Consider the following 26,942-nt stretch of genomic DNA (forward strand, 5'->3'; position numbering starts at 1 on the left):
AGTGGATAATAGTTTCCTCATGGTGGAAGTTCAATGGTTTGTTGATGTCGAGATTCTCCGGATCGACAGAAGCGGGGCGGCGTCGGCGCGGCGTGCCGTCCCGGTCACTCCAGGTGCCCGAGATCCTCCACCGTGTCGATGTCGTACGCCTGGGCCACATCGGAACACTCGACGAGCGTGATCGCATCGCGGCGCTCCCGCAGATAGCCGCGGGCCCCCCGGTCGCCCACCGCGCCCGCCGCCACCTCCGCCCACAGGTCGGCCCCGAACAGCACCGGATGGCCGCGCTCCCCGTCGTACGCGGCCGCCGCCAGGCTTTTCCGGGAGCGGTACGCCGAACGCACCCGGTCCACCGCCCGGGCGCCGATGCCCGGCTGGTCCACCAGCAGGACCAGCGCCGCGTCGGCCCCCGCGTCGCTGAGCGCCCCGAGCCCCGCCCGCAGCGACGAGCCCATGCCCCGCGCCCATTCGGGGTTGACGGTCACGACGCAGCCGGAGAGGTCGGCGCGGGCCCGCACCTCGTCGGCGGCGGCGCCCAGCACCACGTGGACGGGGTCGCAGCCGCCGTCCCGCAGCACCCGCACCGCGTGCTCGACCAGGGGCCGGCCGCGGTGTTCGAGCAGTGCCTTGGGCCGTCCGCCGAGCCGCCGCCCGCCGCCCGCGGCGAGCAGCAGTCCGGCGACCGCGGGGGTCCGATCGGTGGCCCGTGTCGTTCGAGTCATGCGGACTGGATACCCCACCGCCTCCCCGGCGTGCACTCTTCGCTGAAGCAAGCGACAGGGAATGCGAAGGGGAACGCCGTCCACCGGACGCCATGGAGATCACCCTTACGGGACCCCCCGAATTCTGTCCGCGGAGTGGCGCCCGACACCTTTCATGGCGTTAACTTGCGCGCACGCCCGGATACTTGACCGCGGTGCGCGGACCAGGCGGAACACTGGCACAAGGTTGTGCGAGGGGGAGTGTTTTGTTGCGAAGCGTGGGGCAGACGCGGGTGGCCGGCAGCGGCGAGGACCCGAGGGTGACGGAACTGCGCACGGCGGTCTCCCGGCTCCGCCGCGAACTGGCCGGGCACCCCGCGGAATTCCCGGACCGGGGCATCGCCGAGGACGAACTGGCCGCGCTCGACGCGATGGCGCTCAGCGGTGTGCCGGAGATCCCGCGCCTGCGCCGTTCGCTGCTGCTGATCGCGGGTGCGATCGGCTCGGTCAGCGCCCTGGCCTCCGCGCTCAGGGACGTACGGGTCGCCGTCGACCTCTTCGGGGAACCGCCGCGCGGCTGACCGGGGAGAAGACTGTCGGCAGGCGGTGGGTCAGCGGCGGATCAGCCGGCGCGCCGTGGCCGCCGCGACCGCCGAGGTGCGGGAGTCCACGCCCAGCTTGGCGTAGATGTGCACCAGGTGGGACTTCACCGTCGCCTGGCTGAGGAACAGCTTCTTGCTGATCTGGTGGTTCGACAGACCCTCGCCGACCAGCTGGAGGACCTCCAGCTCGCGCTTGGTCAGCGCCTGGGCGGGGGTCCGCATCCGGTCCATGAGTCGGTGGGCGACGGAGGGCGCGAGCGCCGACCGGCCGGCCGCCGCCGTGCGCACCGCCGCCGCCAGCTCCTCCGGCGGGGCGTCCTTCAGCAGATAGCCCGCTGCCCCCGCCTCGACCGCGGCCAGGATGTCGGCGTCCGAGTCGTACGTGGTCAGGATCAGGACCCGGGGGGCGTCCGGCTCCGCCGTGATGGCCGCGGTGGCCTGCGAACCGTGCATGCCCGCGCCGAACTGCAGGTCCATGAGGACGACGTCGATCCCGCTGGCCGCCGCGAGCGCGACGGCCCGCTCGGCGGTGGCCGCCTCGGCCACCACCCGGAAGCCGGGCTCGGAGTCCAGGACGGCGCGCAGCCCCGCCCGTACCACCGGGTGGTCGTCGGCGAGCAGCAGCCTGATGGGATCGGGCGTGGGCGAGGTCATGCGGCGTCCTGTCCTGGCCGGCCGTCGGGCAGCGGAAGGGGAAGGGTGAGGGCGACGGCGGTGCCCTGACCGGGCGCCGACTCGACGCTGAGCGTGCCGCCCAGCGAACGGGCCCGCGAACGCATCGCGGGCAGTCCGAAACCCCCGGTTCCGGTGTCCGCGGCGGCCGGCGCGTCCCCGGGGGTGAAGCCGCGGCCGTCGTCGACGACGTCCAGCGACACCGAGGTGTCCATGAAGCTGAGGGTGATCTCCGCCCGCCGGGCCGCGGCGTGCCGCACCGTGTTGGCGAGCGCCGACTGCGCGGTGCGCAGCAACGCCACCTCGTACGGGGTCGGCAGCTCCACCGGGGCGCCGCTCACCGCGAACTGCACCGTGAGACCGGGAGCCGTCGTCCGCGACGAGAGCCGCTCCAGGGCCGCCGCCAGCGAACCGTTCTCCAGGTCGGGCGGGGAGAGGGCGCGCACGAAACGGCGGGCCTCGGCGAGATTGTCCTGGGCGGCCTCGCGGGCCCGGCGGACGTGCGCGGTGGCGGGGGCGTCCTCGGGCAGGGTGCGTTCGGCGGCACGCAGCAGCAGCTGGATGCTGGACAGGCCCTGCGCCAGGGTGTCGTGGATCTCCCGCGCCAGCCGTTCGCGTTCGGCGAGGGTGCCCGCGGTGTGTTCGGCCTCGGCCAGCTCCGCCCGGGTGGACACCAGCTCCTCGATGAGTTCCCGGCGCCGTTCGCTCTCCCGGAACAGCGCCTCGTACCCCAGGACCGTCGCGACCGCGACCGCCGCGCCGAGCAGCGGGCCGATGAAGGCGCCCGGCGTGACGGCCTGGCCGTGCAGGGTGAAACCGGCGATGGCGGCGAGCGCGGTGACCGCGACGGCGGGCAGGGACCAGCGCGTCGGCAACAGGTGCAGCTGGAGGAAGTACAGCGGGAAGGCCACCCACAGCGCGTCGGGCGACAGGGCGAGCAGCACCAGCCACCCGGCGCCCAGCACCGCCAGCCACAGGGCGGCCGCCCGGGTGCGCGGCTGCACGGCGGGGGCGAGCGCGCCCGCCGCGTACACCGCGACCGTCAGGACGCAGACCACGACGGCGGCGGCGGAGTACGGGGTGCCGGTACCGACGGCCCGCAGCGCCGCGAGGGCGAGCAGCCCGACCAGCAGCGCATGCAGACACAGCCGCAGTGCGGCGGCGACCGGGGGATGGGCGCGGGAATCCATGATTCGTCCAGCGTAGACAAGGAACGTCCGAGGCCGGTCAATCGAAAGTTTGATGTCGGGCCCCACCGGCGGGCGATGTTCCCGGGGGCTTCGGAGGCCGAGGCTGGGAGCATGTTCGTCGCATGGAGAGATCTTCGGTTCGCCAAGGGCCGGTTCGCGCTCATGGGCACGGTCGTGGTGCTGATCACGCTGCTCGTGGGTCTGTTGTCCGGGCTCACGGCCGGCCTCGCCCGGGAGAACACCTCGGCCGTCACGGGGCTGGACGCCGACCACCTGGCGTTCGCCGCCCCGCCCGACGGCCGGTCGGTGTCCTTCACCGACTCCGTCGTCGCGGAGGACGCCTGGCGGAGCTGGGCGGCCCGGCCCGGGGTGCGCGACGCGCAGCCGCTCGGCATCCGCACCCTGAACGCCGCCGCCGACGAGGGGCGGCGCACGGCGGCGGTGTCGGCGTTCGGCGTGGAACCGGACGGCGGCCTCGCGCCCGAGGGCGCGCGGGTCGGCGCGGGCGAGGTGGCGCTGTCCGGGTCGGCCGCCGCCGAGCTGGACGCCGCGCCCGGCGACCGGCTGCGGCTCGGCGGCACCGAGGTCACCGTCGCGTCGGTCGCGGGGGACGCCTCGTACAGCCACACCCCCGTCGTGTGGACCTCGCTCGACGACTGGCAGCGCCTCGGGGCGGACGGCGCGGGCGGGGAGCGGCACGCCACGGTGATCGCGCTGACCACCGACGACGGCGCCGACCTCGCCGCGGGCGACCGGGCCGCCCGCACCAGCACCCTCGCCCTGGCGGACTCCCTCACCGCGATCGGCTCCTACCAGGCGGAGAACGGCTCGCTCCAGCTCATGCGCGGTTTCCTCTTCGTCATCTCCGCCCTCGTCATCGGCGCCTTCTTCACCGTCTGGACCATTCAGCGCAGCGGTGACGTCGCCGTGCTCAAGGCGCTCGGCGCCTCCACCCCGTACCTGCTGCGCGACGCGCTCGGGCAGGCCGTCGTGATGCTCGTCATCGGTACGGGCGCGGGCGCCGCGCTCGCCTCCGGCATCGGCGCGCTGATCAGCGGCGGGACGGTGCCGTTCGTCCTCGACGTGACGACCGTGCTGGTCCCGTCCGCCGTCATGATCGTCCTCGGCGCGCTCGGGGCGGCCCTGTCCATCCGGCGGATCACCGCCGTCGACCCGCTCACCGCACTCGGGAGTGCCCGATGACCCTCACCCTCGCCGACGTCACCCTCACCTACCCCGACGGCGACGGCCGGCTCACCGCCCTGGACCGGGTCTCGCTGGAGGTGCCCGCGGGCACGCTCACCGCGGTCGTCGGACCGTCCGGCTCCGGCAAGTCCAGCCTGCTCGCGGTGGCCGCGACCCTGGTCACGCCGGGCTCCGGCCGGGTCGTCGTCGACGGGGCCGACACCGGGGGCCTGGACCGGGCGCAGAAGGCGGCACTGCGCCGCGAGCGCATCGGCATCGTCTTCCAGCAGCCCAATCTGCTGCCCTCCCTCACCGCGGTCGAGCAGCTCCAGGTCATGACCCATCTGTCGGGCGGAGCGGCCCGCGGGGCCCGGGGCCGGGCGCTGGAGCTGCTGGACGCGGTCGGCCTCGCGGACCGGGCGGGCCGCAGGCCGCACCAGCTGTCGGGCGGTCAGCGCCAGCGGATCAACATCGCGCGGGCCCTGATGAACGACCCGGCGGTGCTGCTCGTCGACGAGCCGACCAGCGCGCTCGACCACGAACGGGGCGCGGCGGTGCTGGACCTGCTGGTCACCCTGACCCGGGAGCGGTCGACGGCGACGGTGATGGTCACGCACGACCGGGCCCATCTGCACCGGACGGACCGCACGGTCACGATGGACGACGGCCGTCTCACGGTGCCCGAACGGGTCTGAGGCGGGGAGCGGAGGCGGGTGAGGGGCGGGCCGGGGGCCGCCCTCACCCGCCTCCGTCGGCCGGTTTCCCCGTGCGTCAGCCGGCGGAGCCGCTGCTCGCCAGTGCGTCGGAGAGTTCCTTCGCGGCCTGCTGGAGGATCGGCACGATCCGCTCCGTCGCCGCCTCCGTCACCCGGCCCGCCGGGCCGGAGATCGAGATCGCGGCCGAGGTGGGGGAGTCGGGGACGGAGACCGCCAGGCAGCGGACCCCGACCTCCTGCTCGTTGTCGTCCACCGCGTAGCCGAGCCTGCGGACCTGCTCCAGTGCTTCGAGGAAGCCGTCCGGGGTGGTGATCGTCTTCTCGGTGGCGGCGGGCATCCCGGTACGGGCGAGCAGGGCCCGCACCTCGTCCGGCGGCGTGTTCGCCAGCAGCGCCTTGCCGACCCCGGTGGAGTGGGGCAGGACGCGACGGCCCACCTCGGTGAACATGCGCATCGAGTGCTTGGAGGGCACCTGCGCCACGTAGACGATCTCGTCGCCGTCGAGCAGCGCCATGTTCGCGGTCTCGCCGGTCTCCTCGACCAGCCGCGCGAGGTACGGGCGGGCCCAGGTGCCCAGCAGCCGGGATGCGGACTCGCCGAGCCGGATCAGGCGCGGGCCGAGCGCGTAGCGACGGTTGGGCTGCTGGCGCACGTATCCGCAGAGCACCAGCGTCCGCATCAGGCGGTGGATGGTCGGCAGCGGGAGGCCGCTGCTCGCGGAGAGTTCGCTCAGACCGACCTCGCCCCCGGCGTCGGCCATCCGCTCCAGCAGATCGAAGGCACGCTCAAGGGACTGCACACCACCGCCGGAAGCGGCGGGCTTGGAGTCGGATGTGCTGGCGTGGGACGGCGGCACGTCAACGGTCCTTTCGAGGCGGAAGGGCGGGGCGCCCCGCCCGGCGAGGCACCCAGCAGCCTACCGGGCGGTGCCCGATCGGCCCACCGCCCCGGCGGGGCGTCCTGGCCGGTCAGAGCCCGTTTGTCCGGGTGTCGGCGCGCGGCGGAGCAGTTCTTCGGGGTCACGTCGATCCCATGTTACGTTCCGCTCTCCGAAAATGTCCTTTTACTTTGTGGAAATCTCCACGTCCGGACGCGGGCGGCCCGCCGGGGCTCGGGGGAGGGGCGGCGGGGTCTTGACGGGCCCCGGTCCCGAGTGAAGACTCCTTCAACAGTTCGTTGAATCTTCCGGTGGCGGAGGCCGCGGCGGAGAGTCGAAGTGAGGAGCACGGGTGTCCGGTGCTGACGTGAATCTGGTGCTGCGCTCTACACGGGTCGTCACCCCGGACGGGACGCGGCCCGCGACGGTCGCCGTCGCCGACGGGCGGATCGACGCCGTCCTGCCGTACGACGCCGAGGTGCCGGCCGGCGCCCGGCTGGAGGACTTCGGCGAGGACGTCCTGCTGCCCGGCCTCGTCGACACGCACGTCCATGTGAACGACCCCGGCCGCACCGAGTGGGAGGGCTTCCACACCGCCACCCGCGCCGCGGCGGCGGGCGGCATCACCACCCTGCTCGACATGCCGCTCAACTCCCTCCCGCCGACCACCACCGTCGAGCACCTGCGCACCAAGCAGCGGGTGGCCGCCGCCAAGGCGCACGTCGACACCGGTTTCTGGGGCGGCGCGGTCCCGTCCAACCTCAAGGACCTGCGCCCGCTGCACGAGGCCGGGGTGTTCGGCTTCAAGTGCTTCCTCTCGCCCTCCGGCGTCGACGAGTTCCCGGAACTCGACCAGGAGCAGCTGGCCCGCTCCATGGCCGAGATCGCCGGCTTCGGCGGGCTGCTGATCGTGCACGCCGAGGACCCGCGCCACCTGGCCTCAGCCCCGCAGCGCAGCGGCCCCGCGTACGCGGACTTCCTCGCCTCCCGGCCCCGCGACGCCGAGAACACCGCGATCGAGGGCCTGATCGCGCACGCCAGGCGGCTGAACACCCGCGTCCACGTCCTGCACCTCTCCTCCGGCGACGCGCTGCCGATGATCGCCGCCGCCAGGCGCGAGGGCGTACGGATCACGGTGGAGTCCTGCCCGCACTTCCTCACCCTCACCGCCGAGGAGGTCCCCGACGGCGCGACGGAGTTCAAGTGCTGCCCGCCGATCCGGGAGGCCGCCAACCAGGACGTGCTGTGGGCGGGACTCGCCGACGGGACGATCGACTGCATCGTCTCCGACCACTCGCCCTGCACCACCGACCTGAAGACGCCGGACTTCGCCTCCGCCTGGGGCGGCATCTCCTCCCTCCAGCTGGGACTGCCCGCCATCTGGACCGAGGCCCGCAGGCGCGGCCACTCGCTCGACGACGTCGCCCGCTGGATGTCGGCCGCCCCCGCCGAACTCGCCGGGCTGACCCGCAAGGGCGCCATCGAGGCGGGCCGCGACGCCGACTTCGCGGTGCTCGCCCCCGACGACACGTTCACCGTCGACCCCGCCGAACTCCTCCACCGCAACCGGGTCACCGCGTACGCGGGCCGGACCCTGTACGGCGTGGTGCGGTCCACCTGGCTGCGCGGGGTACGGATCGCGGCCGACGGCGCCGTCGCCGGACCCACCGGCCACCTCCTCGAAAGGAACCACTGACCATGACGGCGACAGCCCGCTTCACCGGTGACGCGAACCCGTACGGCGGCGGCGACCCGTACGCCGACTACCGCACCGACGACTTCCCCTTCACCGGCCTCGTCGACCTCGCCGACCGGCGGCTCGGCGCCGGGGTGATCGCGGCCAACGACGAGTTCTTCGCCGAGCGGGAGAACCTGCTGAAGCCGGAACCCGCCGAGTTCGACCCCGAGCGCTTCGGCCACAAGGGCAAGGTCATGGACGGCTGGGAGACCCGCCGCCGCCGAGGCCCGGGCGCGGACGCGCCGCACCCGGCCGACGAGGACCACGACTGGGCGCTGGTACGGCTCGGCGCGCCCGGGGTCGTGCGCGGCATCGTCGTCGACACCGCCCACTTCCGGGGCAACTACCCGCAGGCCGTCTCCGTCGAGGCGACCTGCGTCCCCGGCTCCCCGTCGCCGGAGGAGCTCCTCGCGCCCGACGTGAAGTGGACGACGCTCGTGCCCCGCACGGCCGTCGGCGGACACGCGGCCAACGGCTTCGCCGTCGACGCCGAGCGGCGCTTCACCCACCTGCGGCTCAACCAGCACCCCGACGGCGGGACAGCCCGCCTGCGGGTGTACGGCGAGGTCGTCCCCGACCCGGAGTGGCTGGCCGCCCTCGGCACCTTCGACCTGGTCGCCCTGGAGAACGGCGGCACGGTGGAGGACGCCTCCGACCGCTTCTACTCCCCGGCGACCAACACCATCCAGCCGGGCAGGTCCCGCAAGATGGACGACGGCTGGGAGACCCGCCGCCGACGCGACCGGGGCAACGACTGGATCCGCTACCGGCTCGTCGAGCAGGCCCTGATCGGCGCGGTCGAGATCGACACCGCGTATCTGAAGGGCAACTCGGCGGGCTGGGCGAGCCTCTCCGTCCGGGACGGCGGGAGCGGCGACTGGACCGAGGTGCTGCCCAGGACCCGGCTGCAGCCCGACACCAACCACCGCTTCGTGCTGCCGGAGGCGGTCCGGGCCACGCACGTCCGCATCGACATCTTCCCGGACGGCGGGATATCCCGGCTGCGCCTGTTCGGCACCCCGACCGAGGAGGGCGCCGCACGGCTGGCCGCCCGCCACCGCGAACTGGGCGGCTGAGGGACCGGCGGGTGACCCCGGCCGGGGCCACCCGCCGGTCCCCGGTCGCGGATTCCGGCCGGCCGCGCGACCAACGGGCCCTGATGTCGGATTCCGGCGATGGATTCCGACGGAGGGTCCCGGCCGCGCGGTCCGGTCCGGTGGCCCGGGTGCGCGGTCCGGTCAGGCCGCGTGGCCCCCGTCCACCGCCACCTCCGTACCGGTGATGTACCCGGCCTCCTCACCGGCCAGGTAGGCGATCAGGGACGCCACCTCGTCCGCCGTGCCGAACCGGCCCAGGGCGGTCGCGGCGCGCTGGCCCTCGGCGAACGGGCCGTCGGCCGGATTGAGATCCGTGTCGACCGGGCCCGGCTGGACCAGGTTGACGGTGATGCCGCGCGGGCCGAGCTCGCGGGCGAGCGGTCCGGTGAGCCCGGCCAGCGCCGACTTGCTCATCGTGTAGAGGGTGGAGCCGGGTCCGCCCGCGTACCGGCTCAGGGCCGTGCCGACGCAGATGATCCGGCCGCCCGCTTCCATCAGCTCCGCCGCCGTACGGCAGGCCAGGAACACCGCCCGTACGTTGACGGCCAGCACCCGGTCCACGTCGGCGGTGCTCAGGGTGCCGATCGGTCCGAGGACGCCGATGCCCGCGTTGTTGACCAGGACGTCGAGCCGGCCGAGCGCGTCCGCGGCCCCGGTCACCGCCGCCGGGACCGCTTCGGGGTCGGCGGCGTCCACGCGCAGGGCCGTGCCGCGCCGGCCGTACGACCGGATCTTCTCGACGACCGCCCGGGCGCCGGCCTCGTCCGACACATAGGTCAGTGCCACGTCGGCGCCGTCCCGGGCGAGCCGCAGGGCGGTCGCGGCGCCGATGCCGCGGCTGCCGCCGGTGACGAGTGCGGTCCGGGGCGCGCCGGCGATGGTGCTGGTCATGGTGGTTCCTCGCAGGTCGGGGCGGAGTCCGGCCGGATGCGCCGGTTGCTTCGCCGCGGGCTTCGCCACGGCTCCCGCCGCGGCTTCGACAAGGACAAGGAAAGTCCTTTTGCCCTGCGGCCACCGGCGGGAATCGGACGCCGGGGTGGGGCCGCGCGGCGCCCGCCCGACGCCGCCCGTGCGGCCGGACCGATGAGTTGCGGCCGGTGCCGGAGTCGGAAGAGTGGAGGACGGACGACCGAAGCACCGGGAGAAGAACCATGGCGAAGCTGACCCTCACCACGTTCCTGTCGCTCGACGGCGTCATGCAGGCGCCGGGCGGCCCCGACGAGGACACCGACGGCGGGTTCGAGTACGGCGGCTGGACGGTGCCGTTCGCGGACGAGGACATGATCGACTTCATGAACGGGGTGATGGGGCGGTCCGCGGCCTTCCTGCTGGGCCGCCGCACCTACGACATCTTCGCCGGGTACTGGCCCAAGGTGACCGACCCCGAGGACCCGATCGCGGGCCCGCTCAACAGGCGTCCCAAGTACGTCGTCTCGACCACCCTGAGCAACCCCGGATGGCAGAACACGACCGTCGTGTCCACGGACGTCGCCGCAGAGGTCGCCCGCATCAAGGAGCGCACCGGGGGCGGCGAGCTCCAGGTCCACGGCAGCGGCGGACTGGCCCGGTTCCTGATGGCGCACGGGCTGATCGACGAGTACAACGTCCTCACCTACCCGGTCGTGCTGGGCCGGGGCCGTCGGCTCTTCCCCGAGGACGGGCGGCCGACCGCCTTCGAGCGGACCGGGGCGCGGGAGACCCCGAGCGGCATCTCGATCCGCACCTACCGGCCCACCGGCCCGGCGCGGTTCGGTTCCTTCGACCTCGAGGAGTGAGGCCCGGCGCCCTCCGCACCGGGCCGTTCAGGGGCGGCGACCCCGGCTGTCCCCGAAGGGCCCCGGCCCCTCCGGCTACTTCTTCTGCTCCTTGATCCGGTCGGCCGCCACCATCACCGCGAACCCCGCCACGACCATCACGAGGTTGACGAAGGTCGCGTACGGGCCGATGAAGTCCAGCCGCCGCACCACCGTCCAGAACCGGAACCAGCCAATCCATTCGTTCAGGAGCCCGGCGATCCCCTGGGCACAGACGAGGAAGCCGACCGTCTCGCAGAGTTTCTTCATGCCGGAGAGCCTCGCGGGCGCGGCCCGGCCCCCGCGTCGGCCGACGGGCTGGGCGGTGCCGCCGAAAGTCTCGGCTTCCACGACTTTGGTCGCCCGCCGGTCCCGTACCCCCGGAACACCCGCCCGACCTGGGTAGTTTTGCCGCATGACACGTACGGAGTACCGCTGGCTGCTGCCCTCGGCGATGGCCGGTCCCGAGCTGCCGGGAGACTGGGACGGCCGTTCGCGACGCACCGTGCGGGACTGGGCCGTCGATCTGACCGCCTTCCTCTGCGCGGCCCTGATCGGCGTACTCGCGGTGGCGACGGTCGAAGCCGACCGCACCACCCCCGACATCGTCGTCCTCATCGACTGCGTGGTCGGGGCGGCCGCCTGCTGTGCCCTGTGGGTGCGGCGGAGGTGGCCGGTCGGCGTCGCGGTGGCCCTGGTCCTGGTCTCCACCGTCGAACCGGTCGCCGCGGGGGCCACGCTCGTCGCCCTGTTCGGCGTGGCGGTGCACCGCCCGTTCCGGCCGGTGGCGGCCGTCGGGGCGCTCGCCGTGATCGTCGGCCCGGTGCAGCCGTACCTGCGTCCGGAGCCGGACGCCTCGTTCGCCGAGTCCGTGGCCATCGGCACCCTGCTGTCCCTGCTGGTGCTCAGCCTGGGCATGGTCGTACGGTCCAGGCGCCAGCTCGTCCTCAGCCTGCGCGAACGGGCCCACCGGGCCGAGGCGGAGGCGGAGCTCCGCGCCGAACAGGCGCAACGGCTGGCCCGTGAGGTCATCGCCCGGGAGATGCACGACGTCCTGGCCCACCGGCTGACCCTCCTCAGCGTCCACGCCGGCGCCCTCGAATTCCGCCCCGACGCCCCGACGGCCGAAGTGGCGCGGGCCGCCAGCGTCATCCGGGACAGCGCGCACGAGGCGCTCCAGGACCTCCGCGAGATCATCGGGGTGCTGCGCAGTCCCGGCGAGAGCGACGGCGACCGGCCGCAGCCCACCCTCGCCACCCTGGACTCGTTGATCGCCGAGTCCCGGTCGGCCGGCATGAAGGTCACCCTCGACAACCGGGTCGCCGACCCCGCCGCGGCCCCCGCCGCCACCGGCCGCACCGTCTACCGCATCGCCCAGGAGGCCCTGACCAACGCCCGCAAGCACGCACCCGGCGCCGAGGTCACCGTCACGGTCACCGGCGGTCCGGGGGAAGGGCTCGCCATCGAGGTGCGCAACCCGGCCCCCACCGGACCCTTCGCGCAGGTGCCCGGCTCCGGGCAGGGGCTCATCGGCCTCACGGAACGCGCCACACTGGCCGGGGGCCACCTCGACCACGGCCCCGGACCGGACGGCGGCTTCCGCCTCCGGGCCGCGCTGCCGTGGCCCGCGTGAGCACGGGGCGAGGTGCTTCCCTTCCGCCGTCGCCCGGGTGAGTACGGGGCGGATCGTTCCCGTCGTCGCCCCCGTACGCGCAGGGTGGATCGTTCCCGCAGTCGTCCCGGCGAGTACGGAGCGGGGCGTTCCCGCCGCCTCCTGCGTACTCGTGGCGCCGGGTGCAACGGCCCCCGGTGCGGCCGGTGTCCGGGCCTGGCTACGGTGGTCGGCATGACCACCCCACCTCCGGAGAAACACCCGGCACCGCCCGTCCGGCTCGCCGTCGTCGACGACGACCCGCTCGTACGGGCCGGGCTCGCCCTCATGCTCGGCGGCGCGGACGACATCGACATCGTGGGGGAGGCGGCCGACGGCGCCGAGGTCGCGGAACTCGTCGACCGGGTCCGCCCCGACGTGGTGCTGATGGACATCCGGATGCCGGTCGTGGACGGGCTGACCGCGACCGAGGCCCTGCGCGCCCGCCCCGACGCGCCGGAGGTCATCGTCCTGACGACGTTCCACGCCGACGAACAGGTGCTGCGCGCGATCCGCGCCGGGGCCGCAGGATTCGTCCTGAAGGACACCCCTCCGGCGCAGATCGTCGATTCGGTGCGGCGGGTGGCGGCCGGTGATCCGGTGCTGTCGCCCGCGGTGACGCGCCAGTTGATGGCCCGCGCCGCCGGGACCGGACCCCGGGGCGGCCGGGACGACCGCATGGACCGCACCGACCGGGCGCGCCGGCGGATCGCCGCCCTCGGCGAGCGGGAACGCGAGGTCGCGATCGCCGTCGCCCGCGGCCGTTCCAACGCCGAGATCGCCGCGGCGCTCTACCTCAGCGTGGCGACCGTGAAGACCCAGGTGTCCCGGATCCTGACCAGGTTCGACTTCAACAACCGTGTCCAGATTGCGCTGTTGGTGCACGACTCGGGCCTGCTCGACGACGAGGCAGCGGAAAACGGCGACGTAGGCTGAACCAGTCGATCCGAAGCGATCAGGGACGATCGGGCCGAACGATCGAACCGATCAGACCGGGAGGGACGGTCCCATGTCCGAAGCCAGTGGCCCCGCCGACACCGACACCGGTGCCCATGCCGACGTCGAGGTCGACGTCGACCTGCGCGGGGTGAAGGACTTCACGGCGAACCCGTATCCGTACTACGAGAAACTGCGCGCCGCAGGTCCCGTGCACACCGTCCGTACCGACGAGTTCGAGCGGATCTGGCTCGTGGTGGGGTACGACGAGGCCCGCGCGGTCCTGGCCGACCAGCGGTTCGGCAAGGACTGGCGGGGCATGCCGGGCGCGCCCGCCGAGAGCGACCCGATCTTCCTCAACATGCTGGAGCTGGACGCGCCCCACCACACCCGGCTGCGCAAGCTCGTCGCCCGGGAGTTCACCGCCCGCCGGGTCGAGGCGCTGCGTCCGCGGGTCCAGCAGATCACCGACGAACTCCTCGACGCGATGGTGCCCGCCGGGCGCGCCGACCTCGTCGACGCGCTGGCCTTCCCGCTGCCGATGACCGTCATCTGCGAGCTGATCGGCGTCCCCGACCTGGACCGCAAAGCCTTCCGCCGGCTGTCGAACGGCATCGTCACCCCCGTCTCGCCGGAGCAGGAGCAGGAAGCGGTGCGCGCCATGAACGCGTACCTCGGCGAACTCATCGAGCAGAAGCGGCGCTCACCCGGCGACGACCTGATGAGTGCGCTGGTCAGGGCGCGCGACGAGGAGGGGGACGGGCTGTCGCCCGACGAACTGGTGGGCATGGCCTTCCTGTTGCTCGTCGCCGGGCACGAGACCACGGTCAACCTGATCGCCAACGGGGTACGGGCGCTGCTCGACCACCCCGACCAACTCGCCGCCCTGCGCGCCGATCCCGAGCTGCTCGACGGCGCGGTCGAGGAGATGCTGCGCTACGACGGACCGGTGGAGACCGCCACGTTCCGCTACCCCCGCGAGCAGGTCGAGATCGGGTCGCGGGTCGTCCCGGCGGGCGATCCGGTGCTGGTGTCGCTGGCCGGCGCCGACCGCGACCCCACCCGCTACCCGGCACCGGACGCCTTCGACATCCGCCGTGACACCCAGGGACACCTGGCCTTCGGACACGGGGTGCACTTCTGCGTGGGCGCGCCGCTGGCCAGGATGGAGGGCCGGATCGCGATCCGTACGCTGCTGGAGTGGTGTCCCGGCCTCGAAGCGGACGCGGAGGCGGCGGAGTTCGACTGGCTTCCCGGGCTGCTGATCCGCGGTCGGCGGGGACTGCCGGTCCGCTGGTGAGACGGGAACCCGACGGTGCGGGAAGCCGGGGGGCGGAGAACCCCGCGGTGCGGGAAGACCGGAGACGGGGAACCCGGCCGTGCGGGAAACCCGATGAGGGACGGACCCCGGTGAGGTAGGAACTCTGTCATGACCGGACTCGATCTGCCCATGGCCCAGAAGGTTCTCGACAGCCAGCCGTTCAGCGGCCTCGTCGGGGCCCGGATCACCGCCTTCGGGGGTGGTGCGGCCACCCTCGAAGTGGACATACGCCAGGAGCTCCAACAACAGAACGGCTTTCTGCACGGCGGGGTACTGGCCTACGCCGCCGACAACTCGATCACCTTCGCCGCCGGTACGACGCTCGGCCCGGCCGTGCTGACCGGCGGCTTCTCCATCCAGTACGTCCGGCCCGCCACCGGACGCACGCTCGTGGCCAGGGCCGAGGTCGTGCACACCGGCCGCCGCCAGGCCGTGGTCCGCTGCGAACTGTTCGCCGCGGGGGAGGGCGGGACGGAGACGCTCTGCGCGGTCGCGCAGGGAACCGTGCTGTCGGCCGGCGCCCCGTCCTCCTGACCACGCCCCGGTCCACCGACGGCTGGTCCATTGACGGCCGGACACCGACGGCCCGGACACCACCGGGCCCGCGCCGCCCCTCTCGCCGGGGCGGCACGGGCCCGCCGATCACCCGTCCTCCGTCACCGGCCCTTCGTCACCCGGCCGCCCCCCTCGGCGGCCTTCGCGACCTCCGCGACCGTCACGGGGCGCCGCTCCCGGCGGGACACCTCGCACGCCTCCGCGACCAGCAGCGCGTACCACGCCTCCCGGCCGTCGCACGGATTGGCCAGCTCGCCCCGCACCACCCGTACGAACGCGTCCAGCTCGGCCTCGTACGCCGGGGCGAACCGCTCCAGGAAACCGGGCCAGGGCCGGGCGGGGGCGGCGGGGCCCAGCGGCTCGGCGGAGGTGACCGGCGTACGGTCGTCCAGGCCGACCGTGATCTGGTCCAGCTCGCCCGCCAGCTCCATCCGCACGTCGTAACCCGCGCCGTTGCAACGGGTGGCCGTCGCCGTGGCCAAGGTGCCGTCGTCGAGGGTCAGCAGCGCCGCCGCCGTGTCGACGTCACCCGCCGCCCGGAACATCGCGGGCCCGGCGTCCGACCCGGTGGCGTACACCTCGGTCACCTCACGGCCCGTCACCCACCGCAGCATGTCGAAGTCGTGGACCAGGCAGTCCCGGAACAGCCCCCCGGAGAGCGGCAGGTACGCGGCGGGCGGCGGTGCCGGATCCATCGTCGTCGCCCGCACGCTGTGCAGCCTGCCGAGCGTCCCGGCCCGCACGGCGGCGCGGGCCGCCCCGTAACCGGCGTCGAACCTGCGCATGAAGCCCAGCTGGAGCAAGCTGCCTGCCTCGTCGACCTCGCGCAGCGCGCCCAGTGTCCCCGGCAGGTCCAGCGCGATCGGCTTCTCGCAGAACGCCGGGAGCCCCGCCCGCGCGGCCCGGCCGATCAGCTCCGCGTGGGCCGCGGTGGCCGAGGCGATCACCACGGCGTCCACCCCGGCGCCGAACACCTCGGCCGCGCTCCCCACGGCCGACGCGCCGACGTGCCGCGCGACGCCGGCCGCCCGGTCCCCGTCGGTGTCCGTCACCACCAGGGCGTCCACCTCGGGGTGGCGGGCCAGTACACCCGCGTGGAAGGAACCGATCCGGCCGGTGCCGATGAGTCCGATGCGCATGGACCCAACGTGCCGCCCACCGGCTGCCCTGTCAACCATATGTCCTTACAAGGTGTGACTTGTTCAATTGTCACGACATCCGGGCATCACAACTCCTTTACTGCTAGGCGCCGTTGACGTCCGGTACGACCGCCGCTAGAAAACGTCCAGCCGCACTCCGGCGGCCGTGGAGAGAAGGCGGACCCCCATGCGCACCTCCCGCAGAGCAGCAGCCCTGATCACCGTCACGGCCCTCGGCCTCGCCCTCGCCGTCTCCGGATGCAGCGGCTCCGGCGGCAAGGACGCCGAGGAGAGGCCCGCGGGAAGCGGCGGCGGGAAGGCGGCCGGCACCCCCCGGATGAAGATCGCGATGGTCACGCACTCGGGGGAGGGCGACACCTTCTGGGACATCGTGCAGAACGGTGCGAAGCAGGCGGCGGCCAAGGACGACGTCGAGTTCCTCTACTCGGCGCACAAGGAGGGCAGGGAACAGGCCCAGCTCGTGCAGGCCGCCATCGACCAGAAGGCCGACGGCATCGTCGTCACCCTCGCCAAACCGGAAGCGCTCAGGACCGTCGTCACCAAGGCGGTGAAGGCCGGCATACCCGTGGTGACGATCAACGCGGGCGCACGGTTCTCCGCGGAGTTCGGCGCGCTCACCCACATCGGCCAGGACGAGGCCGTCGCCGGCGAGGCGGTCGGCGAGGAGCTCACCGCGCGCGGACGCAAGAGGGTCCTCTGCGTCATCCACGAGCAGGGCAACGTATCGCTGGAGGAACGTTGCGCCGGGGTGCGGAAGACCTTCGGGGGCCACGTCGAGAACCTGAACGTCGAGGGCACCAACATGCCGGCCGCCACCTCCTCGATCGAGGCGAAGCTCCAGGCCGACCGGGGCATCGACGCCGTCGTCACCCTCGGCGCCCCCTTCGCCGCCGCCTCCGTCAAGGCCAAGGACGGCTCCGGCAGCAGGGCCGAGATCGACACCTTCGACCTGAACGCCGAGGTTGTCGGACGGCTGAAGGCCGGGGAGGTCGGCTTCGCCGTCGACCAGCAGCCCTACCTCCAGGGCTACCTCGCCATCGACGCCCTGTGGCTGAACCGGACCAACGGCAACGTCGTCGGCGGCGGAAAACCAGTGCTCACCGGCCCGGCGATCGTCACCGCCGACGACGTGCCGCAGCTGGAGAAGTACACCGCGCGCGGTACCCGGTGAAGCCTCCGCGCCCCGCCGCGGGCACCCGGCCCCGACCCCCGCGCCCCGCCCCTGCCGGGCCGCGCCCCGGACGACTCGGGGATACTTGGCCAGCCGGTCGGGGCGCGAACCGCCCCCGGCCGCTCCAAGCAGTACAGCGAGCAGCACAAGAAGGGCACGGCGTCGTGGCAAGGGTTCGGACAGGGGTACGTGCGATGGGCGCCGTGCTTGCGGCGGTGCTCGGGGCCTCCCTCGTGGGATGCAGCAGCACCGGCGGCAAGCGGGCGGAGGAGCGCGCGGCCCGGGCCGCCGCCGAGGGCCGGGCCGCGGTGGACACACCCCGCTGGACCTTCGCCATGGTCACCCACTCGGGCGATGGCGACACCTTCTGGGACATCGTCCAGCGCGGCGCCGAGCAGGCAGCCGTCAAGGACAACATCAAGTTCCTGTACTCGCACCACGACGAGGCGCAGCAGCAGGCCCAGCTCGTGCAGGCCGCCATCGACCAGAAGGTCGACGGGCTGATCGTCACCCTCGCCAAGCCCGACGCGATGAAGGACGTCGTCACCAAGGCGGTGAAGGCCGGAATCCCGGTGGTCACGGTGAACTCGGGCTCCGCGGAGTCCAAGCGGTTCGGCGCTCTCACCCACATCGGCCAGGACGAGTCCGTCGCGGGCGAGGCGGTCGGCGAGGAGCTCACCGCGCGTGGCCGCAAGAAGGCCCTGTGCATCCTGCACGAGCAGGGCAACGTCGGCCACGAGCAGCGCTGCGCCGGAGCGAAGAAGTCCTTCGACGGACAGCTGCAGAACCTGTACGTGGAGGGCACCAACATGCCCGACGTCCAGGCGTCCATCGAGGCGAAGCTCCAGGCCGACAAGAGCATCGACGCGGTCGTCACCCTCGGCGCGCCCTTCGCGGACGCCGCCGTCAAGGCGAAGAAGACCGCGGGCAGCAGGGCCGAGATCGACACCTTCGACCTGAACGCCAAGGTCGCCACGGCCCTCCAGGACGGAACCCTCGGCTTCGCCGTCGACCAGCAGCCCTACCTCCAGGGCTACGAGGCGGTCGATCTGCTCTGGCTCAACCGCTCCAACGGCAACGTGCTCGGCGGCGGCCGCCCGGTCCTCACCGGACCGCAGATCATCACCTCGAAGGACGCCGCGGAACTGGCCCAGTACACGAAGCGGGGGACCCGATGAACACGATCGCCGGACCTTCCGCCCCGGTGGGGAAGGACGAGCGGCTGCTGCACACCTCACCGCTGCGCAGGCTCCTCGGCCGCCCCGAGCTCGGCTCGGTGGTCGGCGCCGCGGCCGTCTTCGTCTTCTTCTCGATCGTCGCCGACAGCTTCCTGCGCGCCTCCAGCCTCGGCACGGTGCTCTACGCGGCCTCGACGATCGGGATCATGGCCGCCCCGGTGGCGCTGCTGATGATCGGCGGCGAGTTCGACCTCTCCGCCGGGGTGATGGTCACCAGCTCCGCGCTGGTCTCGTCGATGTTCAGCTACCAGATGACGGCCAACGTCTGGGTCGGCGTCCTCGTGTCGCTGCTGGTCACCCTGGCCTTCGGCGCGTTCAACGGCTTCATGCTGACCCGTACGAAACTGCCGAGCTTCATCATCACGCTCGGCACGTTCCTCATGCTGACCGGCCTCAACCTGGGGTTCACCAAGCTGATCAGCGGTACCGTCTCGACGAAGGCCATCGGCGACATGGAGGGCTTCGACTCGGCCCGCAAGGTGTTCGCCTCGCAGTGGACCATCGGCGGCGTCGAGCTCAAGGTCACCATCCTGTGGTGGGCCGCCCTCGTCGCGATCGCCACCTGGATCCTGCTCCGCACCCGCTTCGGCAACTGGATCTTCGCGGTCGGCGGCGAGGCCGACGCGGCCCGCGCGGTCGGCGTCCCGGTGATCCGCACCAGGATCGGGCTCTACCTCGGCGTCGCCTTCGCCGCCTGGGTCTCCGGCCAGCACCTGCTGTTCTCGTACGACGTCGTCCAGTCCGGCGAGGGCGTCGGCAACGAACTGATCTACATCATCGCGGCCGTCATCGGCGGCTGCCTGATCACCGGCGGCTACGGCTCCGCGATCGGCTCCGCGGTCGGTGCCTTCATCTTCGGCATGACCAGCAAGGGCATCGTGTACGCGGAGTGGAACCCGGACTGGTTCAAGTTCTTCCTCGGAGCCATGCTGCTCCTGGCCACCCTGCTCAACGCATGGGTACGCAAGCGCGCGGAGGCGACGAAATGACGGCCCCCCAGGCACCGGCCGCCCCGGAGACGCCCCGCCGGGCGCTCGTCGAGCTGGACCACGTCAGCAAGTACTACGGCAACATCCGGGCGCTCGACGACGTCTCGCTGGAGGTCCACGCGGGGGAGATCTCCTGCGTGCTCGGCGACAACGGGGCCGGCAAGTCCACCCTGATCAAGATCATCGCGGGGCTGCACCGGCACGACGCCGGCACCTTCCTCGTCGACGGCGAGGAGACCACCCTCGTCAATCCGCGCGACGCCCTGGACCGGGGCATCGCCACGGTCTACCAGGACCTCGCCGTCGTCCCCCTCATGCCGGTCTGGCGCAACTTCTTCCTCGGCTCGGAGCCGACCACGGGCGTGGGCCCCTTCAAACGCCTCGACGTGCGCCTGATGCGCGAGACGACCCGCTCCGAACTGCTGCGCATGGGCATCGACCTGCGCGACGTCGACCAGCCGATCGGCACCCTGTCCGGCGGCGAGCGCCAGTGCGTCGCCATCGCGCGGGCCGTCCACTTCGGCGCCAAGGTGCTCGTGCTGGACGAGCCCACCGCCGCACTCGGCGTCAAGCAGTCCGGGGTCGTGCTCAAGTACGTCGCGGCCGCCCGCGACGCGGGTCTCGGCGTGGTCCTCATCACGCACAACCCTCACCACGCGTATCTGGTCGGTGACCGGTTCGTCCTGCTCAAGCGGGGCGCCATGGCCGGCAGCCACACCAAGGAGAGCGTCACGCTGGACGAACTGACCCGCCAGATGGCGGGCGGCAGCGAGCTGGAGGAGCTCAGCCACGAGCTGGAACGGGCCACCGGCCCGGCCCGCCCGGACACCGACGAGCCCGCGTAGCCCCGGCGGGTGCCCGGCCCCGCCCGCCCCGGTCCGCCCGCCCCGGCCCTCCGGCAGTGGCAGAATCGAGCCCGACGGGCGCAGTCCGCCGCCGGGGGCACCACTCCCGGCTCCCCGACCCCGCAGGGACGATGAGCACGTACCGCGACTTCACACACCGCGGCTCCGCCCGCGCCACCGTCCTGCGGACCGTGGGCACCAGGGAGCGGCGCTCCCACCTCACGGCGCCCCGGGTCCCCACCGTCGGCATCGACATCGGCGGCACGAAGGTGATGGCGGGCGTCGTCGACGCCGACGGCAACATCCTGGAACAGTTGCGCACCGAGACGCCGGACAAGTCCAAGAGCCCCAAGGTCGTCGAGGACACCATCGTCGAACTGGTCCTGGACCTCTCCGACCGGCACGACGTGCACGCCGTCGGCATCGGGGCGGCCGGCTGGGTCGACGCGGACCGCTCCCGGGTGCTGTTCGCCCCGCACCTCGCCTGGCGGGACGAACCGCTGCGCGACGCCCTCGCCTCCCGGCTCGTCGTCCCCGTCATGGTCGACAACGACGCCAACACCGCCGCCTGGGCGGAATGGCGCTTCGGCGCGGGCCGCGGCGAGGACCACCTCGTCATGATCACGCTCGGCACCGGCATCGGCGGCGCGATCCTGGAGGACGGCCAGGTCAAGCGCGGCAAGTACGGGGTCGCCGGTGAGTTCGGCCACATGCAGGTGGTGCCCGGCGGACACCGCTGCCCCTGCGGGAACCGCGGCTGCTGGGAGCAGTACAGCTCCGGCAACGCCCTGGTCCGCGAGGCCAAGGAGCTGGCCGCGGCCGACTCCCCGGTGGCGCACGGCATCATCGAGCGGGTCAAGGGCAACATCCCCGACATCACCGGCCCCCTCATCACCGAACTGGCCCGCGAGGGCGACGCGATGTGCGTCGAACTCCTCCAGGACATCGGCCAGTGGCTCGGCGTGGGCATCGCCAACCTGGCCGCCGCGCTCGACCCCTCCTGCTTCGTCATCGGCGGGGGCGTCAGCGCCGCCGACGACCTGCTCATCGGCCCCGCCCGGGACGCCTTCAAGCGCCACCTCACCGGCCGCGGCTACCGCCCCGAGGCCCGGATCGCGAAGGCCCAGCTCGGCCCGGAGGCGGGTATGGTCGGCGCCGCGGACCTGGCCCGGCTGGTGGCCCGCAGGTTCCGCCGCACCAACCGCCGCCGCGTCGAACGGTACGAGCGGTACGCCCAGATCTACGACCAGGCCGCGAGCACCCTCCGCAACACGCGAAACACCCGCACCTCCTAGGGACCAGCAGACACATGACCGCAGCCGAGCACCCCGTCCTGCCGCGCCAGTCCCCGCCGCCCGACGACGAACGGCCGCCGCAGGACCGGCGCCGGATGATCCGCCGCCGTCTGATCACGGCGACCATCATCGTGCTGCTCATCGGCATCCCCGCCGGCTACCTGCTGATCTCCGCCGGCCAGAGCCGCCGGGCCGGCCAGAACAAGGAGGCCGAGGCGGCCGCCCAGGGGCTCCGGGAGGGCTGGCCGTCCCGGATGCAGCGCCGGATCTTCGAGCTCCCGATGCCCGGCAACTCCCTGGACGTGCAGTACTACGAGACCAACAACTGGAAGGCCAGCCGGCTGTACGTGGAGTTCCGCACCACGTCCGCCGGACTGGACCGGTTCCTCAGCCGGCTCGGCAGCGGGCGGGGCGACCTGCGGCCCGGCGAGGTGACCATCGGCGCCCGCGACCGGCAGGTCTCGGGCTGGTCCTTCGACCCCGGGACCGACTGGGCGGGCACCACGCACACCAACAAGGACCCCCGGCCCACCCAGGACATCATGGTGAACATGACCGACCCGATGAACCCGGTCGTCTACGTGGTGTCCGCGGCGACCCCCTGACGGAGGACCGGGAAGCCGTGCCACTCCGGCCCCCTGACGGCCCGGCGCCCCCTGACGGAGGACCGGGAAGCCGCGCCGCCCCGGCCCGGCGGCCCTCAGGAGGCGTCCGGGGCCGGAGCGAGTGCCGGGGAGACGAGGTCGAAGGCCTCGTCCAGGAGGGCCACCGGGTCCGGGGCCGTGTCGCTCTCGCTCCAGCGCCGCAGGACCACGTGGAAGGCGGCCAGGGCCGTCCCGGCGGCCAGTCGCGGGTAGAGGTCGCTCCCGGCGTCCCGGCCGACGCGGCGGGCGAGTTCCTCGGCGAGTTCGTCGCGCCACCGGTCCTGCCGCTCCAGGAACCGGGCGAGCAGCGCGGGGGTGCGCAGGATCAGCCGCACCACGCGCAGGGCCCGCTCCGAGTGGGCGGCACACGTGGTCACGGGCACCCGCACGGCGTGCCGCAGCGCCTCGGCCGGCGACTCCTCGGCGGGCCGCTCCGCCAGCGCCGCCCGCATGTCCGCCCCCATGTCGGCCAGGAACTGGACGACGACGTCCTCCTTGGACGCGAAGTAGCGGAAGAACGTCCGCTTGGAGACGCCCGCAGCCGCCACGATCTCATCGACGGTGACGGCGTCGAAGCCCTTGAGCGCCAGCAACTGCAGGGCCGCCTCGGTCAGTTCGTCCGAGACGAGCCGACGTTTGCGTTCGGCCAGGCTCAGATCGGGTCGCGTACTCACCCCCGCATGGTACATGTCGTGCCGTGAATGGCACTTGGTATCTCCTTGACACCAAGTGCCATTGGGGTCAGTCTGTGCCGCATGAGACAGGAACGCTGGAATGCCGGGCGGATCGTGGACCAGACCGACCGGGTGTTCGTCGTCACCGGGGCCGGAAGCGGCCTGGGCCTCGCGACCGGCCACGCACTCGCCCGGCGGGGAGCGCGGGTGGTCCTCGCGGTGCGGGACACGGAGAAGGGGCGACGGGCCGCAGCCGCGATCACCGCCGACACCCCCGGCGCCCGGCTGGAGGTGCGCCACCTCGACCTGGCCGACCTCGGGTCGGTGCGCGGCTTCGCCGACGCGCTGCGCGCGGACCATCCGCGCATCGACGTGCTGGTCAACAACGCCGGCATCATGGCGCCGACCCGTGCCCTGAGCCCGCAGGGCCATGAGCTGCAGTTCGCCACCAACCATCTCGGTCACTTCGCGCTCACCGGCCTGCTGCTCGACCTGCTGGCCGAGGGCGTCGATCCCCGGGTGGTCACCGTGAGCTCGCCCAACCACCGCCGGGGCCGGATCGCCTTCGATGACGTGGACGGGGAGCGGACGTACTCCCCGATGGGCCACTACAACCAGTCCAAGCTGGCCAACGCCGTCTTCGGACACCAGCTGCACCTGCGCCTGACCGGGGCCGGGAGCCCGGTGCGGAGCGTGCTCGCCCACCCCGGCTACGTCGCCACCGGACTCCAGAGGGGCACACCGGTCAGGGCGGTGCGGCTGCTGTACGGCCGCCTGCTGTCCCCGCTCGCCGGGAAGCCCGCCGAGGGCGCGCTCTCCCCGCTGTACGCGGCGACCGAACCGGGCGTGCGCGGCGGCGAGTTCATCGGCCCCGACGGCGCGGGCGAGCTGCGCGGCGCGCCCACCCGGGTGCCCCTCGCGCCCCGCGCGAAGGACGACGCCACCGGGCGCCGCCTGTGGGAGCTGTCGGAACGGCTGACCGGAGTGCGCTTCCCGTTCCCCGCGACCGCGTGAGAACCGCACGGACGTGACCGCGCGGACGTGACCGCGCGGACATGACCGCGGCACCGCGCGGACGTGACCGCCGACCGTCGGCCGCCGCCCCTCGGCCGCCCCAGGGCCGATCGGCCCTAGTGGCGACGGGGCGCCGATGGGTTCACTGCGATGCATCGCACGCCGCTGGTGCGCGCGGGAGGGAATCATGGTGATCGCAGTCGTCGGGCACAGGGACCTCGGCAAACCGACCCTGGAGCTGGTGGAGGCCGAACTGAGGGCGAGGCTGGACCGGTTGGCGGAGGGGGCCGCCGCGCTGGTGCGGGCCGGGTCGGGGCTGCCGCTGGTCTTCGGGCGGGCCGCCCGGGAGGCGGGCCGGAAACTGACGGTGCTGCTGCCGGCCCAGGGCGCGGTTCCCGCCCCCCTGCCCGAGCCGGACCGGTCGGCCGCGGGCGAACTGCTGGTCCTGGCCGAACACGTACGGCTGCTGGCCTTCGACCCGGCCGACCGGGACGCGTGCGTCGGGGCCGACGAACGGCTGGTGGAGACCTGCCGGACCGTGCTCGCGGTGTGGGACGGATCACCGTCGGACGGCCGGGACGCCACCGCGCACCTGGTCGCCTTCGCACGTGCGCGGGGCATCCGGGTGGAGGTCGTCTGGCCGGACGGTTCGGTGCGGGGGCGGGGACGGGCATGAAGCTGTCGGAACGCCTCGCGGCGGACCACGAGGACGCCGACGGCACCGAGGAAGGCGACGACGGCGGGAGCGGAACCGGCCACGCCCCGGAGCGCGCCGGAGCGGGGCGGGGAACGGCCTGGCTGCTGATCGTCACCGCCGCGCTCGGGCTGCTCGGCTCGTTCGTCATCACGGTCGACAAGATCGAACTGCTCGTCGACCCCGGCTTCGTGCCCGCCTGCTCGCTCAACCCCGTGATGTCCTGCACGAGCGTGATGACCAGCGACCAGGCGTCGGTGTTCGGCTTCCCCAACCCGCTCCTCGGGCTGATCGGCTTCGCGGTGGTGCTGTGCACCGGCGCGGGCCTGCTCGCCGGTGCGCGCTACCGGCGCTGGTACTGGCTGGGACTGAACCTCGGCACACTGCTCGGCGTCGGCTTCTGCATGTGGCTGATGACGCAGGCCCTGTACGAGATCGGCGCCCTGTGCCTGTGGTGCATGCTGGTCTGGGCGGTCACGATCTTCATGTTCTGGCACGTCACGGTGCACAACCTGCGCCACGGGGTGCTGCCCGCACCGCGCGCGCTGGTGGCGGCGGCGCTGGAGTTCCCGCTGGTGGTGCCGGTGGCCTGGTGCCTGGCCGTGGTCATGCTGATAGCAGTCCGGTTCTGGCCGTACTGGCGGACATTCCTGTGACCGTTCCCATGCCGGTGGTGTCGAGGTGAATGTGCGTGTCCGGTATCCCGGCGGCGGACAGCCGGGCGACGATGTCCTGCTCCGCCCCGGCCGCGGCGGTCTCGGGGGAGAGGGCCACGAAGGCGTGCTGCCGGGCGAGGGCCCGTGCCCCGAGGTCCCCGAGGCGGGCGCCCGCGGCGTCCGCCGCGACGACGGTCAGCCAGGGCCGGGTGCGCCGGAACACCTCCAGGCACGCCGCGTCGTACATCTCCTCGTTCGCCGCTTCCCCCGGACCGGTGCGCCCCAGCAGCAGCCGCACCCGGTGCACACCGGAGCGGTCCGCCTCGATCCGCTGGAGCAGCGCCTTCATCGGCGCCCAGCCCGTGCCCGAGGCGAGCAGCAGCAGGTCCGCGGAGAGCAGGTGGTCCGGCAGGGCCAGGGCGCCGCGCGGCGCACTGAGCCGGACGGTGCCGCCCTCCCGCGTGCCGTGCACCAGCGCGTCGCTCACCCCGCCGGCGCCCCGGGCCCGTACGTGGAACTCCAGCTCGCCGTCCGGGTGCGGGGCGCGGGCCAGGTAGTACGGGCGCCAGGCCTGCTCCAGCAGCGGCGACTCCAGGGACGCGTACTGGCCGGCCTCGAAGGCGTAGGGCTGGTGCGGGCGGACCCGCAGTACCGCCAGGCCGGGGGCACGGAGCTCGTGCGAGGTCACCGTCGCCTCCCAGCTGGGCGGTTCGGCGATCGCCTCGTCCGCGCCCCTGACCATTGCCGAGACCGCCAGGTTCAGCATCCGCAGCCAGGCGTCCTCCAGCGCACCGGTCCACCGGGCCCCGGCACGCAGTCGCAGCGCCTCGATGAGCGCCGCCTCGAAGGCCTCGAACTGTGCTCGACGGACCCCGAGTTTGCGATGATCGCGCCCCAACTGGCCGAAGACGCGGATCAGTTCGTCCGTGCGGTGCAGATTGCCGATCAAGTAGTGGAAGATCGAGGCGAGATGGTCCTGCTGGAACGCCATCGACTCGGGGAACAGCGCCCGGAGGTACGGGTGCCGCTCGAACAGGACCCGGTACAGCTCGGCGATCAGCTCCTCCATCGGGGCCACCAGCGCCAGCGAGTCGCTGATCAGCAACTGGTCGGCCGTGCCGTCGTAGCCCCGGGGGACCTCGGCGCTCCACCGGTCCGTACGGCTGTCGGCCGGGGCCAGGATGCGTCGTCGCAGCCGCATGGCGTCGTGCCGGGCGAGCAGTGCGTGGTAGTCCTCGCTGGAGGTGTTCATGGGCCGGGGGCTCCTTGATGCAGCGCAGTGGGGGTGGCCGGAAGGGAGATGTCCGTGGCGCCCGGACGATCTTGGCGGCGTCAGTATGGCACCGGGCCCCGCCCGCTGACCGGCCCCCGTGCACAGGGACTTTCGGCCCTGTTCATATGCCGTTCACCATGCCGTGACACCCCGCCGGAAGCGCCTTCGGAGCCGGGCACATACTGTTCCCGGCCCTCTCCCCGAACCGATAGAGCCTGATGTGAGTGAGTTCGCGAACACCCCACCGAGCACGAC

General features: G+C 73.0%; 28 protein-coding genes. 19 read left to right on the forward strand and 9 right to left on the reverse strand.

The annotated features are described in order from the left end of the window. Positions 1–104: 104 nt before the first annotated feature. The gene (locus OCT49_RS29090; protein ID WP_283854766.1) at positions 105–722 is read right to left on the reverse strand and encodes a nucleotidyltransferase family protein; all 618 of its coding nucleotides are present in this window, start codon (positions 720–722) and stop codon (positions 105–107) included. Between the two features lie 257 nt (positions 723–979). Here OCT49_RS29090 and OCT49_RS29095 point away from each other — a divergent pair, with 257 nt between their 5' ends. Further along, positions 980–1,282: a DUF5955 family protein gene (locus OCT49_RS29095; protein ID WP_283854767.1), complete on the forward strand. Its 303-nt coding sequence runs from the start codon at positions 980–982 to the stop codon at positions 1,280–1,282. A gap of 30 nt (positions 1,283–1,312) precedes the next feature. Here OCT49_RS29095 and OCT49_RS29100 read toward each other — a convergent pair whose 3' ends face one another. Both OCT49_RS29100 and OCT49_RS29105 read right to left on the reverse strand, forming a co-directional pair. Then, complete coding sequence (locus OCT49_RS29100) at positions 1,313–1,957, reverse strand: response regulator (RefSeq protein WP_283854768.1); 645 nt, start codon at positions 1,955–1,957, stop codon at positions 1,313–1,315. Continuing rightward, complete coding sequence (locus OCT49_RS29105; protein ID WP_283854769.1) at positions 1,954–3,165, reverse strand: sensor histidine kinase; 1,212 nt, start codon at positions 3,163–3,165, stop codon at positions 1,954–1,956. Before OCT49_RS29105 ends, OCT49_RS29100 begins: the two co-directional genes overlap by 4 nt. A gap of 111 nt (positions 3,166–3,276) precedes the next feature. On the opposite strand from OCT49_RS29105, the gene OCT49_RS29110 reads away from it, so the two are divergent. Together OCT49_RS29110 and OCT49_RS29115 are read left to right on the forward strand one after the other, a co-directional pair. Beyond that, the gene (locus OCT49_RS29110; RefSeq protein ID WP_283854770.1) at positions 3,277–4,368 is read left to right on the forward strand and encodes an ABC transporter permease; all 1,092 of its coding nucleotides are present in this window, start codon (positions 3,277–3,279) and stop codon (positions 4,366–4,368) included. Continuing rightward, positions 4,365–5,045 (forward strand): ABC transporter ATP-binding protein, encoded by a 681-nt coding sequence (locus tag OCT49_RS29115; RefSeq protein WP_283854771.1) that lies wholly within the window; start codon positions 4,365–4,367, stop codon positions 5,043–5,045. The genes OCT49_RS29110 and OCT49_RS29115 overlap by 4 nt, the downstream gene beginning before the upstream one ends. A 76-nt stretch (positions 5,046–5,121) precedes the next feature. Here OCT49_RS29115 and OCT49_RS29120 read toward each other — a convergent pair whose 3' ends face one another. Then, positions 5,122–5,922, reverse strand: a complete 801-nt coding sequence (locus tag OCT49_RS29120; RefSeq protein WP_283854772.1) for an IclR family transcriptional regulator — start codon at positions 5,920–5,922, stop codon at positions 5,122–5,124. A gap of 373 nt (positions 5,923–6,295) precedes the next feature. Here OCT49_RS29120 and allB point away from each other — a divergent pair, with 373 nt between their 5' ends. Then, positions 6,296–7,639 (forward strand): allantoinase AllB, encoded by a 1,344-nt coding sequence (gene allB, locus OCT49_RS29125; RefSeq protein ID WP_283854773.1) that lies wholly within the window; start codon positions 6,296–6,298, stop codon positions 7,637–7,639. 2 nt (positions 7,640–7,641) lie between these two features. Beyond that, a complete protein-coding gene (alc, locus tag OCT49_RS29130; RefSeq protein WP_283854774.1) occupies positions 7,642–8,757 on the forward strand; it encodes an allantoicase in 1,116 nt (371 codons plus the stop codon). Positions 8,758–8,919: 162 nt separating this feature from the next. On the opposite strand, the gene OCT49_RS29135 is transcribed toward alc, so the two are convergent. Beyond that, the gene (locus OCT49_RS29135; protein WP_283854775.1) at positions 8,920–9,669 is read right to left on the reverse strand and encodes an SDR family NAD(P)-dependent oxidoreductase; all 750 of its coding nucleotides are present in this window, start codon (positions 9,667–9,669) and stop codon (positions 8,920–8,922) included. 260 nt (positions 9,670–9,929) lie between these two features. Between OCT49_RS29135 and OCT49_RS29140 the strand changes: the two genes are divergently transcribed. Then, a complete protein-coding gene (locus tag OCT49_RS29140; RefSeq protein ID WP_283854776.1) occupies positions 9,930–10,553 on the forward strand; it encodes a dihydrofolate reductase family protein in 624 nt (207 codons plus the stop codon). Between the two features lie 75 nt (positions 10,554–10,628). On the opposite strand, the gene OCT49_RS29145 is transcribed toward OCT49_RS29140, so the two are convergent. After that, the gene (locus OCT49_RS29145; protein ID WP_283855980.1) at positions 10,629–10,841 is read right to left on the reverse strand and encodes a hypothetical protein; all 213 of its coding nucleotides are present in this window, start codon (positions 10,839–10,841) and stop codon (positions 10,629–10,631) included. 145 nt (positions 10,842–10,986) lie between these two features. Between OCT49_RS29145 and OCT49_RS29150 the strand changes: the two genes are divergently transcribed. The 4 genes from OCT49_RS29150 to OCT49_RS29165 all read left to right on the forward strand — a co-directional run bounded on the left by OCT49_RS29150 (position 10,987) and on the right by OCT49_RS29165 (position 15,013). Continuing rightward, positions 10,987–12,204, forward strand: coding sequence for a sensor histidine kinase (locus OCT49_RS29150; protein WP_283854777.1), 1,218 nt, complete (start codon positions 10,987–10,989; stop codon positions 12,202–12,204). A 213-nt stretch (positions 12,205–12,417) separates the two neighbouring features. Beyond that, positions 12,418–13,158 carry a response regulator transcription factor gene (locus OCT49_RS29155; RefSeq protein WP_283854778.1) on the forward strand — a complete coding sequence of 247 codons (741 nt, stop codon included), beginning with the start codon at positions 12,418–12,420 and terminating at the stop codon, positions 13,156–13,158. Between the two features lie 151 nt (positions 13,159–13,309). Beyond that, positions 13,310–14,458 (forward strand): cytochrome P450 family protein, encoded by a 1,149-nt coding sequence (locus OCT49_RS29160; protein ID WP_502963490.1) that lies wholly within the window; start codon positions 13,310–13,312, stop codon positions 14,456–14,458. Between the two features lie 129 nt (positions 14,459–14,587). Next, complete coding sequence (locus tag OCT49_RS29165; RefSeq protein WP_283854780.1) at positions 14,588–15,013, forward strand: PaaI family thioesterase; 426 nt, start codon at positions 14,588–14,590, stop codon at positions 15,011–15,013. 122 nt (positions 15,014–15,135) lie between these two features. Here the strand turns inward: OCT49_RS29165 and OCT49_RS29170 are convergent, their stop codons facing one another. Continuing rightward, the gene (locus tag OCT49_RS29170; protein ID WP_283854781.1) at positions 15,136–16,173 is read right to left on the reverse strand and encodes a Gfo/Idh/MocA family protein; all 1,038 of its coding nucleotides are present in this window, start codon (positions 16,171–16,173) and stop codon (positions 15,136–15,138) included. A 187-nt stretch (positions 16,174–16,360) separates the two neighbouring features. On the opposite strand from OCT49_RS29170, the gene OCT49_RS29175 reads away from it, so the two are divergent. The 6 genes from OCT49_RS29175 (at position 16,361) to OCT49_RS29200 (ending at position 22,337) form a co-directional block, all read left to right on the forward strand. Beyond that, the gene (locus tag OCT49_RS29175; RefSeq protein ID WP_283854782.1) at positions 16,361–17,365 is read left to right on the forward strand and encodes a sugar ABC transporter substrate-binding protein; all 1,005 of its coding nucleotides are present in this window, start codon (positions 16,361–16,363) and stop codon (positions 17,363–17,365) included. Between the two features lie 164 nt (positions 17,366–17,529). After that, positions 17,530–18,543 (forward strand): sugar ABC transporter substrate-binding protein, encoded by a 1,014-nt coding sequence (locus tag OCT49_RS29180; protein WP_502963429.1) that lies wholly within the window; start codon positions 17,530–17,532, stop codon positions 18,541–18,543. Then, positions 18,540–19,592, forward strand: coding sequence for an ABC transporter permease (locus OCT49_RS29185; protein WP_283854784.1), 1,053 nt, complete (start codon positions 18,540–18,542; stop codon positions 19,590–19,592). The genes OCT49_RS29180 and OCT49_RS29185 overlap by 4 nt, the downstream gene beginning before the upstream one ends. Beyond that, positions 19,589–20,437 (forward strand): ATP-binding cassette domain-containing protein, encoded by an 849-nt coding sequence (locus OCT49_RS29190; protein WP_283854785.1) that lies wholly within the window; start codon positions 19,589–19,591, stop codon positions 20,435–20,437. The genes OCT49_RS29185 and OCT49_RS29190 overlap by 4 nt, the downstream gene beginning before the upstream one ends. Before the next feature lie 131 nt (positions 20,438–20,568). Next, a complete protein-coding gene (locus tag OCT49_RS29195; RefSeq protein WP_283854786.1) occupies positions 20,569–21,732 on the forward strand; it encodes an ROK family glucokinase in 1,164 nt (387 codons plus the stop codon). 14 nt (positions 21,733–21,746) lie between these two features. Next, the gene (locus tag OCT49_RS29200; RefSeq protein WP_283854787.1) at positions 21,747–22,337 is read left to right on the forward strand and encodes a hypothetical protein; all 591 of its coding nucleotides are present in this window, start codon (positions 21,747–21,749) and stop codon (positions 22,335–22,337) included. A 95-nt stretch (positions 22,338–22,432) separates the two neighbouring features. Here the strand turns inward: OCT49_RS29200 and OCT49_RS29205 are convergent, their stop codons facing one another. Beyond that, positions 22,433–23,065, reverse strand: a complete 633-nt coding sequence (locus tag OCT49_RS29205) for an acyl-CoA-like ligand-binding transcription factor (protein WP_283854788.1) — start codon at positions 23,063–23,065, stop codon at positions 22,433–22,435. A 66-nt stretch (positions 23,066–23,131) separates the two neighbouring features. Here OCT49_RS29205 and OCT49_RS29210 point away from each other — a divergent pair, with 66 nt between their 5' ends. The 3 genes from OCT49_RS29210 (at position 23,132) to OCT49_RS29220 (ending at position 25,414) form a co-directional block, all read left to right on the forward strand. Beyond that, a complete protein-coding gene (locus tag OCT49_RS29210) occupies positions 23,132–24,064 on the forward strand; it encodes an oxidoreductase (protein ID WP_283854789.1) in 933 nt (310 codons plus the stop codon). Between the two features lie 190 nt (positions 24,065–24,254). Beyond that, a complete protein-coding gene (locus tag OCT49_RS29215; RefSeq protein WP_283855981.1) occupies positions 24,255–24,740 on the forward strand; it encodes a hypothetical protein in 486 nt (161 codons plus the stop codon). After that, positions 24,737–25,414 carry a vitamin K epoxide reductase family protein gene (locus tag OCT49_RS29220; protein WP_283854790.1) on the forward strand — a complete coding sequence of 226 codons (678 nt, stop codon included), beginning with the start codon at positions 24,737–24,739 and terminating at the stop codon, positions 25,412–25,414. Before OCT49_RS29215 ends, OCT49_RS29220 begins: the two co-directional genes overlap by 4 nt. Here the strand turns inward: OCT49_RS29220 and OCT49_RS29225 are convergent. Then, the gene (locus tag OCT49_RS29225; protein ID WP_283854791.1) at positions 25,365–26,666 is read right to left on the reverse strand and encodes a globin domain-containing protein; all 1,302 of its coding nucleotides are present in this window, start codon (positions 26,664–26,666) and stop codon (positions 25,365–25,367) included. The genes OCT49_RS29220 and OCT49_RS29225 overlap by 50 nt on opposite strands. Positions 26,667–26,942 lie beyond the last annotated feature (276 nt).

The sequence above is a fragment of the Streptomyces sp. ML-6 genome (assembly GCF_030116705.1).
In the GTDB taxonomy this organism is placed as follows: Bacteria; Actinomycetota; Actinomycetes; order Streptomycetales; family Streptomycetaceae; genus Streptomyces.

Coding starts and splice junctions, on each gene's coding strand:
- OCT49_RS29090 (WP_283854766.1), bottom strand. CDS start 722: ATGACTCGAACGACACGGGCCACCGATCGGACCCCCGCGGTCGCCGGA.
- OCT49_RS29100 (WP_283854768.1), bottom strand. CDS start 1,957: ATGACCTCGCCCACGCCCGATCCCATCAGGCTGCTGCTCGCCGACGAC.
- OCT49_RS29105 (WP_283854769.1), bottom strand. CDS start 3,165: ATGGATTCCCGCGCCCATCCCCCGGTCGCCGCCGCACTGCGGCTGTGT.
- OCT49_RS29110 (WP_283854770.1), top strand. CDS start 3,277: ATGTTCGTCGCATGGAGAGATCTTCGGTTCGCCAAGGGCCGGTTCGCG.
- OCT49_RS29115 (WP_283854771.1), top strand. CDS start 4,365: ATGACCCTCACCCTCGCCGACGTCACCCTCACCTACCCCGACGGCGAC.
- alc (WP_283854774.1), top strand. CDS start 7,642: ATGACGGCGACAGCCCGCTTCACCGGTGACGCGAACCCGTACGGCGGC.
- OCT49_RS29135 (WP_283854775.1), bottom strand. CDS start 9,669: ATGACCAGCACCATCGCCGGCGCGCCCCGGACCGCACTCGTCACCGGC.
- OCT49_RS29140 (WP_283854776.1), top strand. CDS start 9,930: ATGGCGAAGCTGACCCTCACCACGTTCCTGTCGCTCGACGGCGTCATG.
- OCT49_RS29145 (WP_283855980.1), bottom strand. CDS start 10,841: ATGAAGAAACTCTGCGAGACGGTCGGCTTCCTCGTCTGTGCCCAGGGG.
- OCT49_RS29150 (WP_283854777.1), top strand. CDS start 10,987: ATGACACGTACGGAGTACCGCTGGCTGCTGCCCTCGGCGATGGCCGGT.
- OCT49_RS29155 (WP_283854778.1), top strand. CDS start 12,418: ATGACCACCCCACCTCCGGAGAAACACCCGGCACCGCCCGTCCGGCTC.
- OCT49_RS29165 (WP_283854780.1), top strand. CDS start 14,588: ATGACCGGACTCGATCTGCCCATGGCCCAGAAGGTTCTCGACAGCCAG.
- OCT49_RS29170 (WP_283854781.1), bottom strand. CDS start 16,173: ATGCGCATCGGACTCATCGGCACCGGCCGGATCGGTTCCTTCCACGCG.
- OCT49_RS29175 (WP_283854782.1), top strand. CDS start 16,361: ATGCGCACCTCCCGCAGAGCAGCAGCCCTGATCACCGTCACGGCCCTC.
- OCT49_RS29185 (WP_283854784.1), top strand. CDS start 18,540: ATGAACACGATCGCCGGACCTTCCGCCCCGGTGGGGAAGGACGAGCGG.
- OCT49_RS29190 (WP_283854785.1), top strand. CDS start 19,589: ATGACGGCCCCCCAGGCACCGGCCGCCCCGGAGACGCCCCGCCGGGCG.
- OCT49_RS29195 (WP_283854786.1), top strand. CDS start 20,569: ATGAGCACGTACCGCGACTTCACACACCGCGGCTCCGCCCGCGCCACC.
- OCT49_RS29200 (WP_283854787.1), top strand. CDS start 21,747: ATGACCGCAGCCGAGCACCCCGTCCTGCCGCGCCAGTCCCCGCCGCCC.
- OCT49_RS29205 (WP_283854788.1), bottom strand. CDS start 23,065: ATGTACCATGCGGGGGTGAGTACGCGACCCGATCTGAGCCTGGCCGAA.
- OCT49_RS29210 (WP_283854789.1), top strand. CDS start 23,132: ATGAGACAGGAACGCTGGAATGCCGGGCGGATCGTGGACCAGACCGAC.
- OCT49_RS29220 (WP_283854790.1), top strand. CDS start 24,737: ATGAAGCTGTCGGAACGCCTCGCGGCGGACCACGAGGACGCCGACGGC.
- OCT49_RS29225 (WP_283854791.1), bottom strand. CDS start 26,666: ATGAACACCTCCAGCGAGGACTACCACGCACTGCTCGCCCGGCACGAC.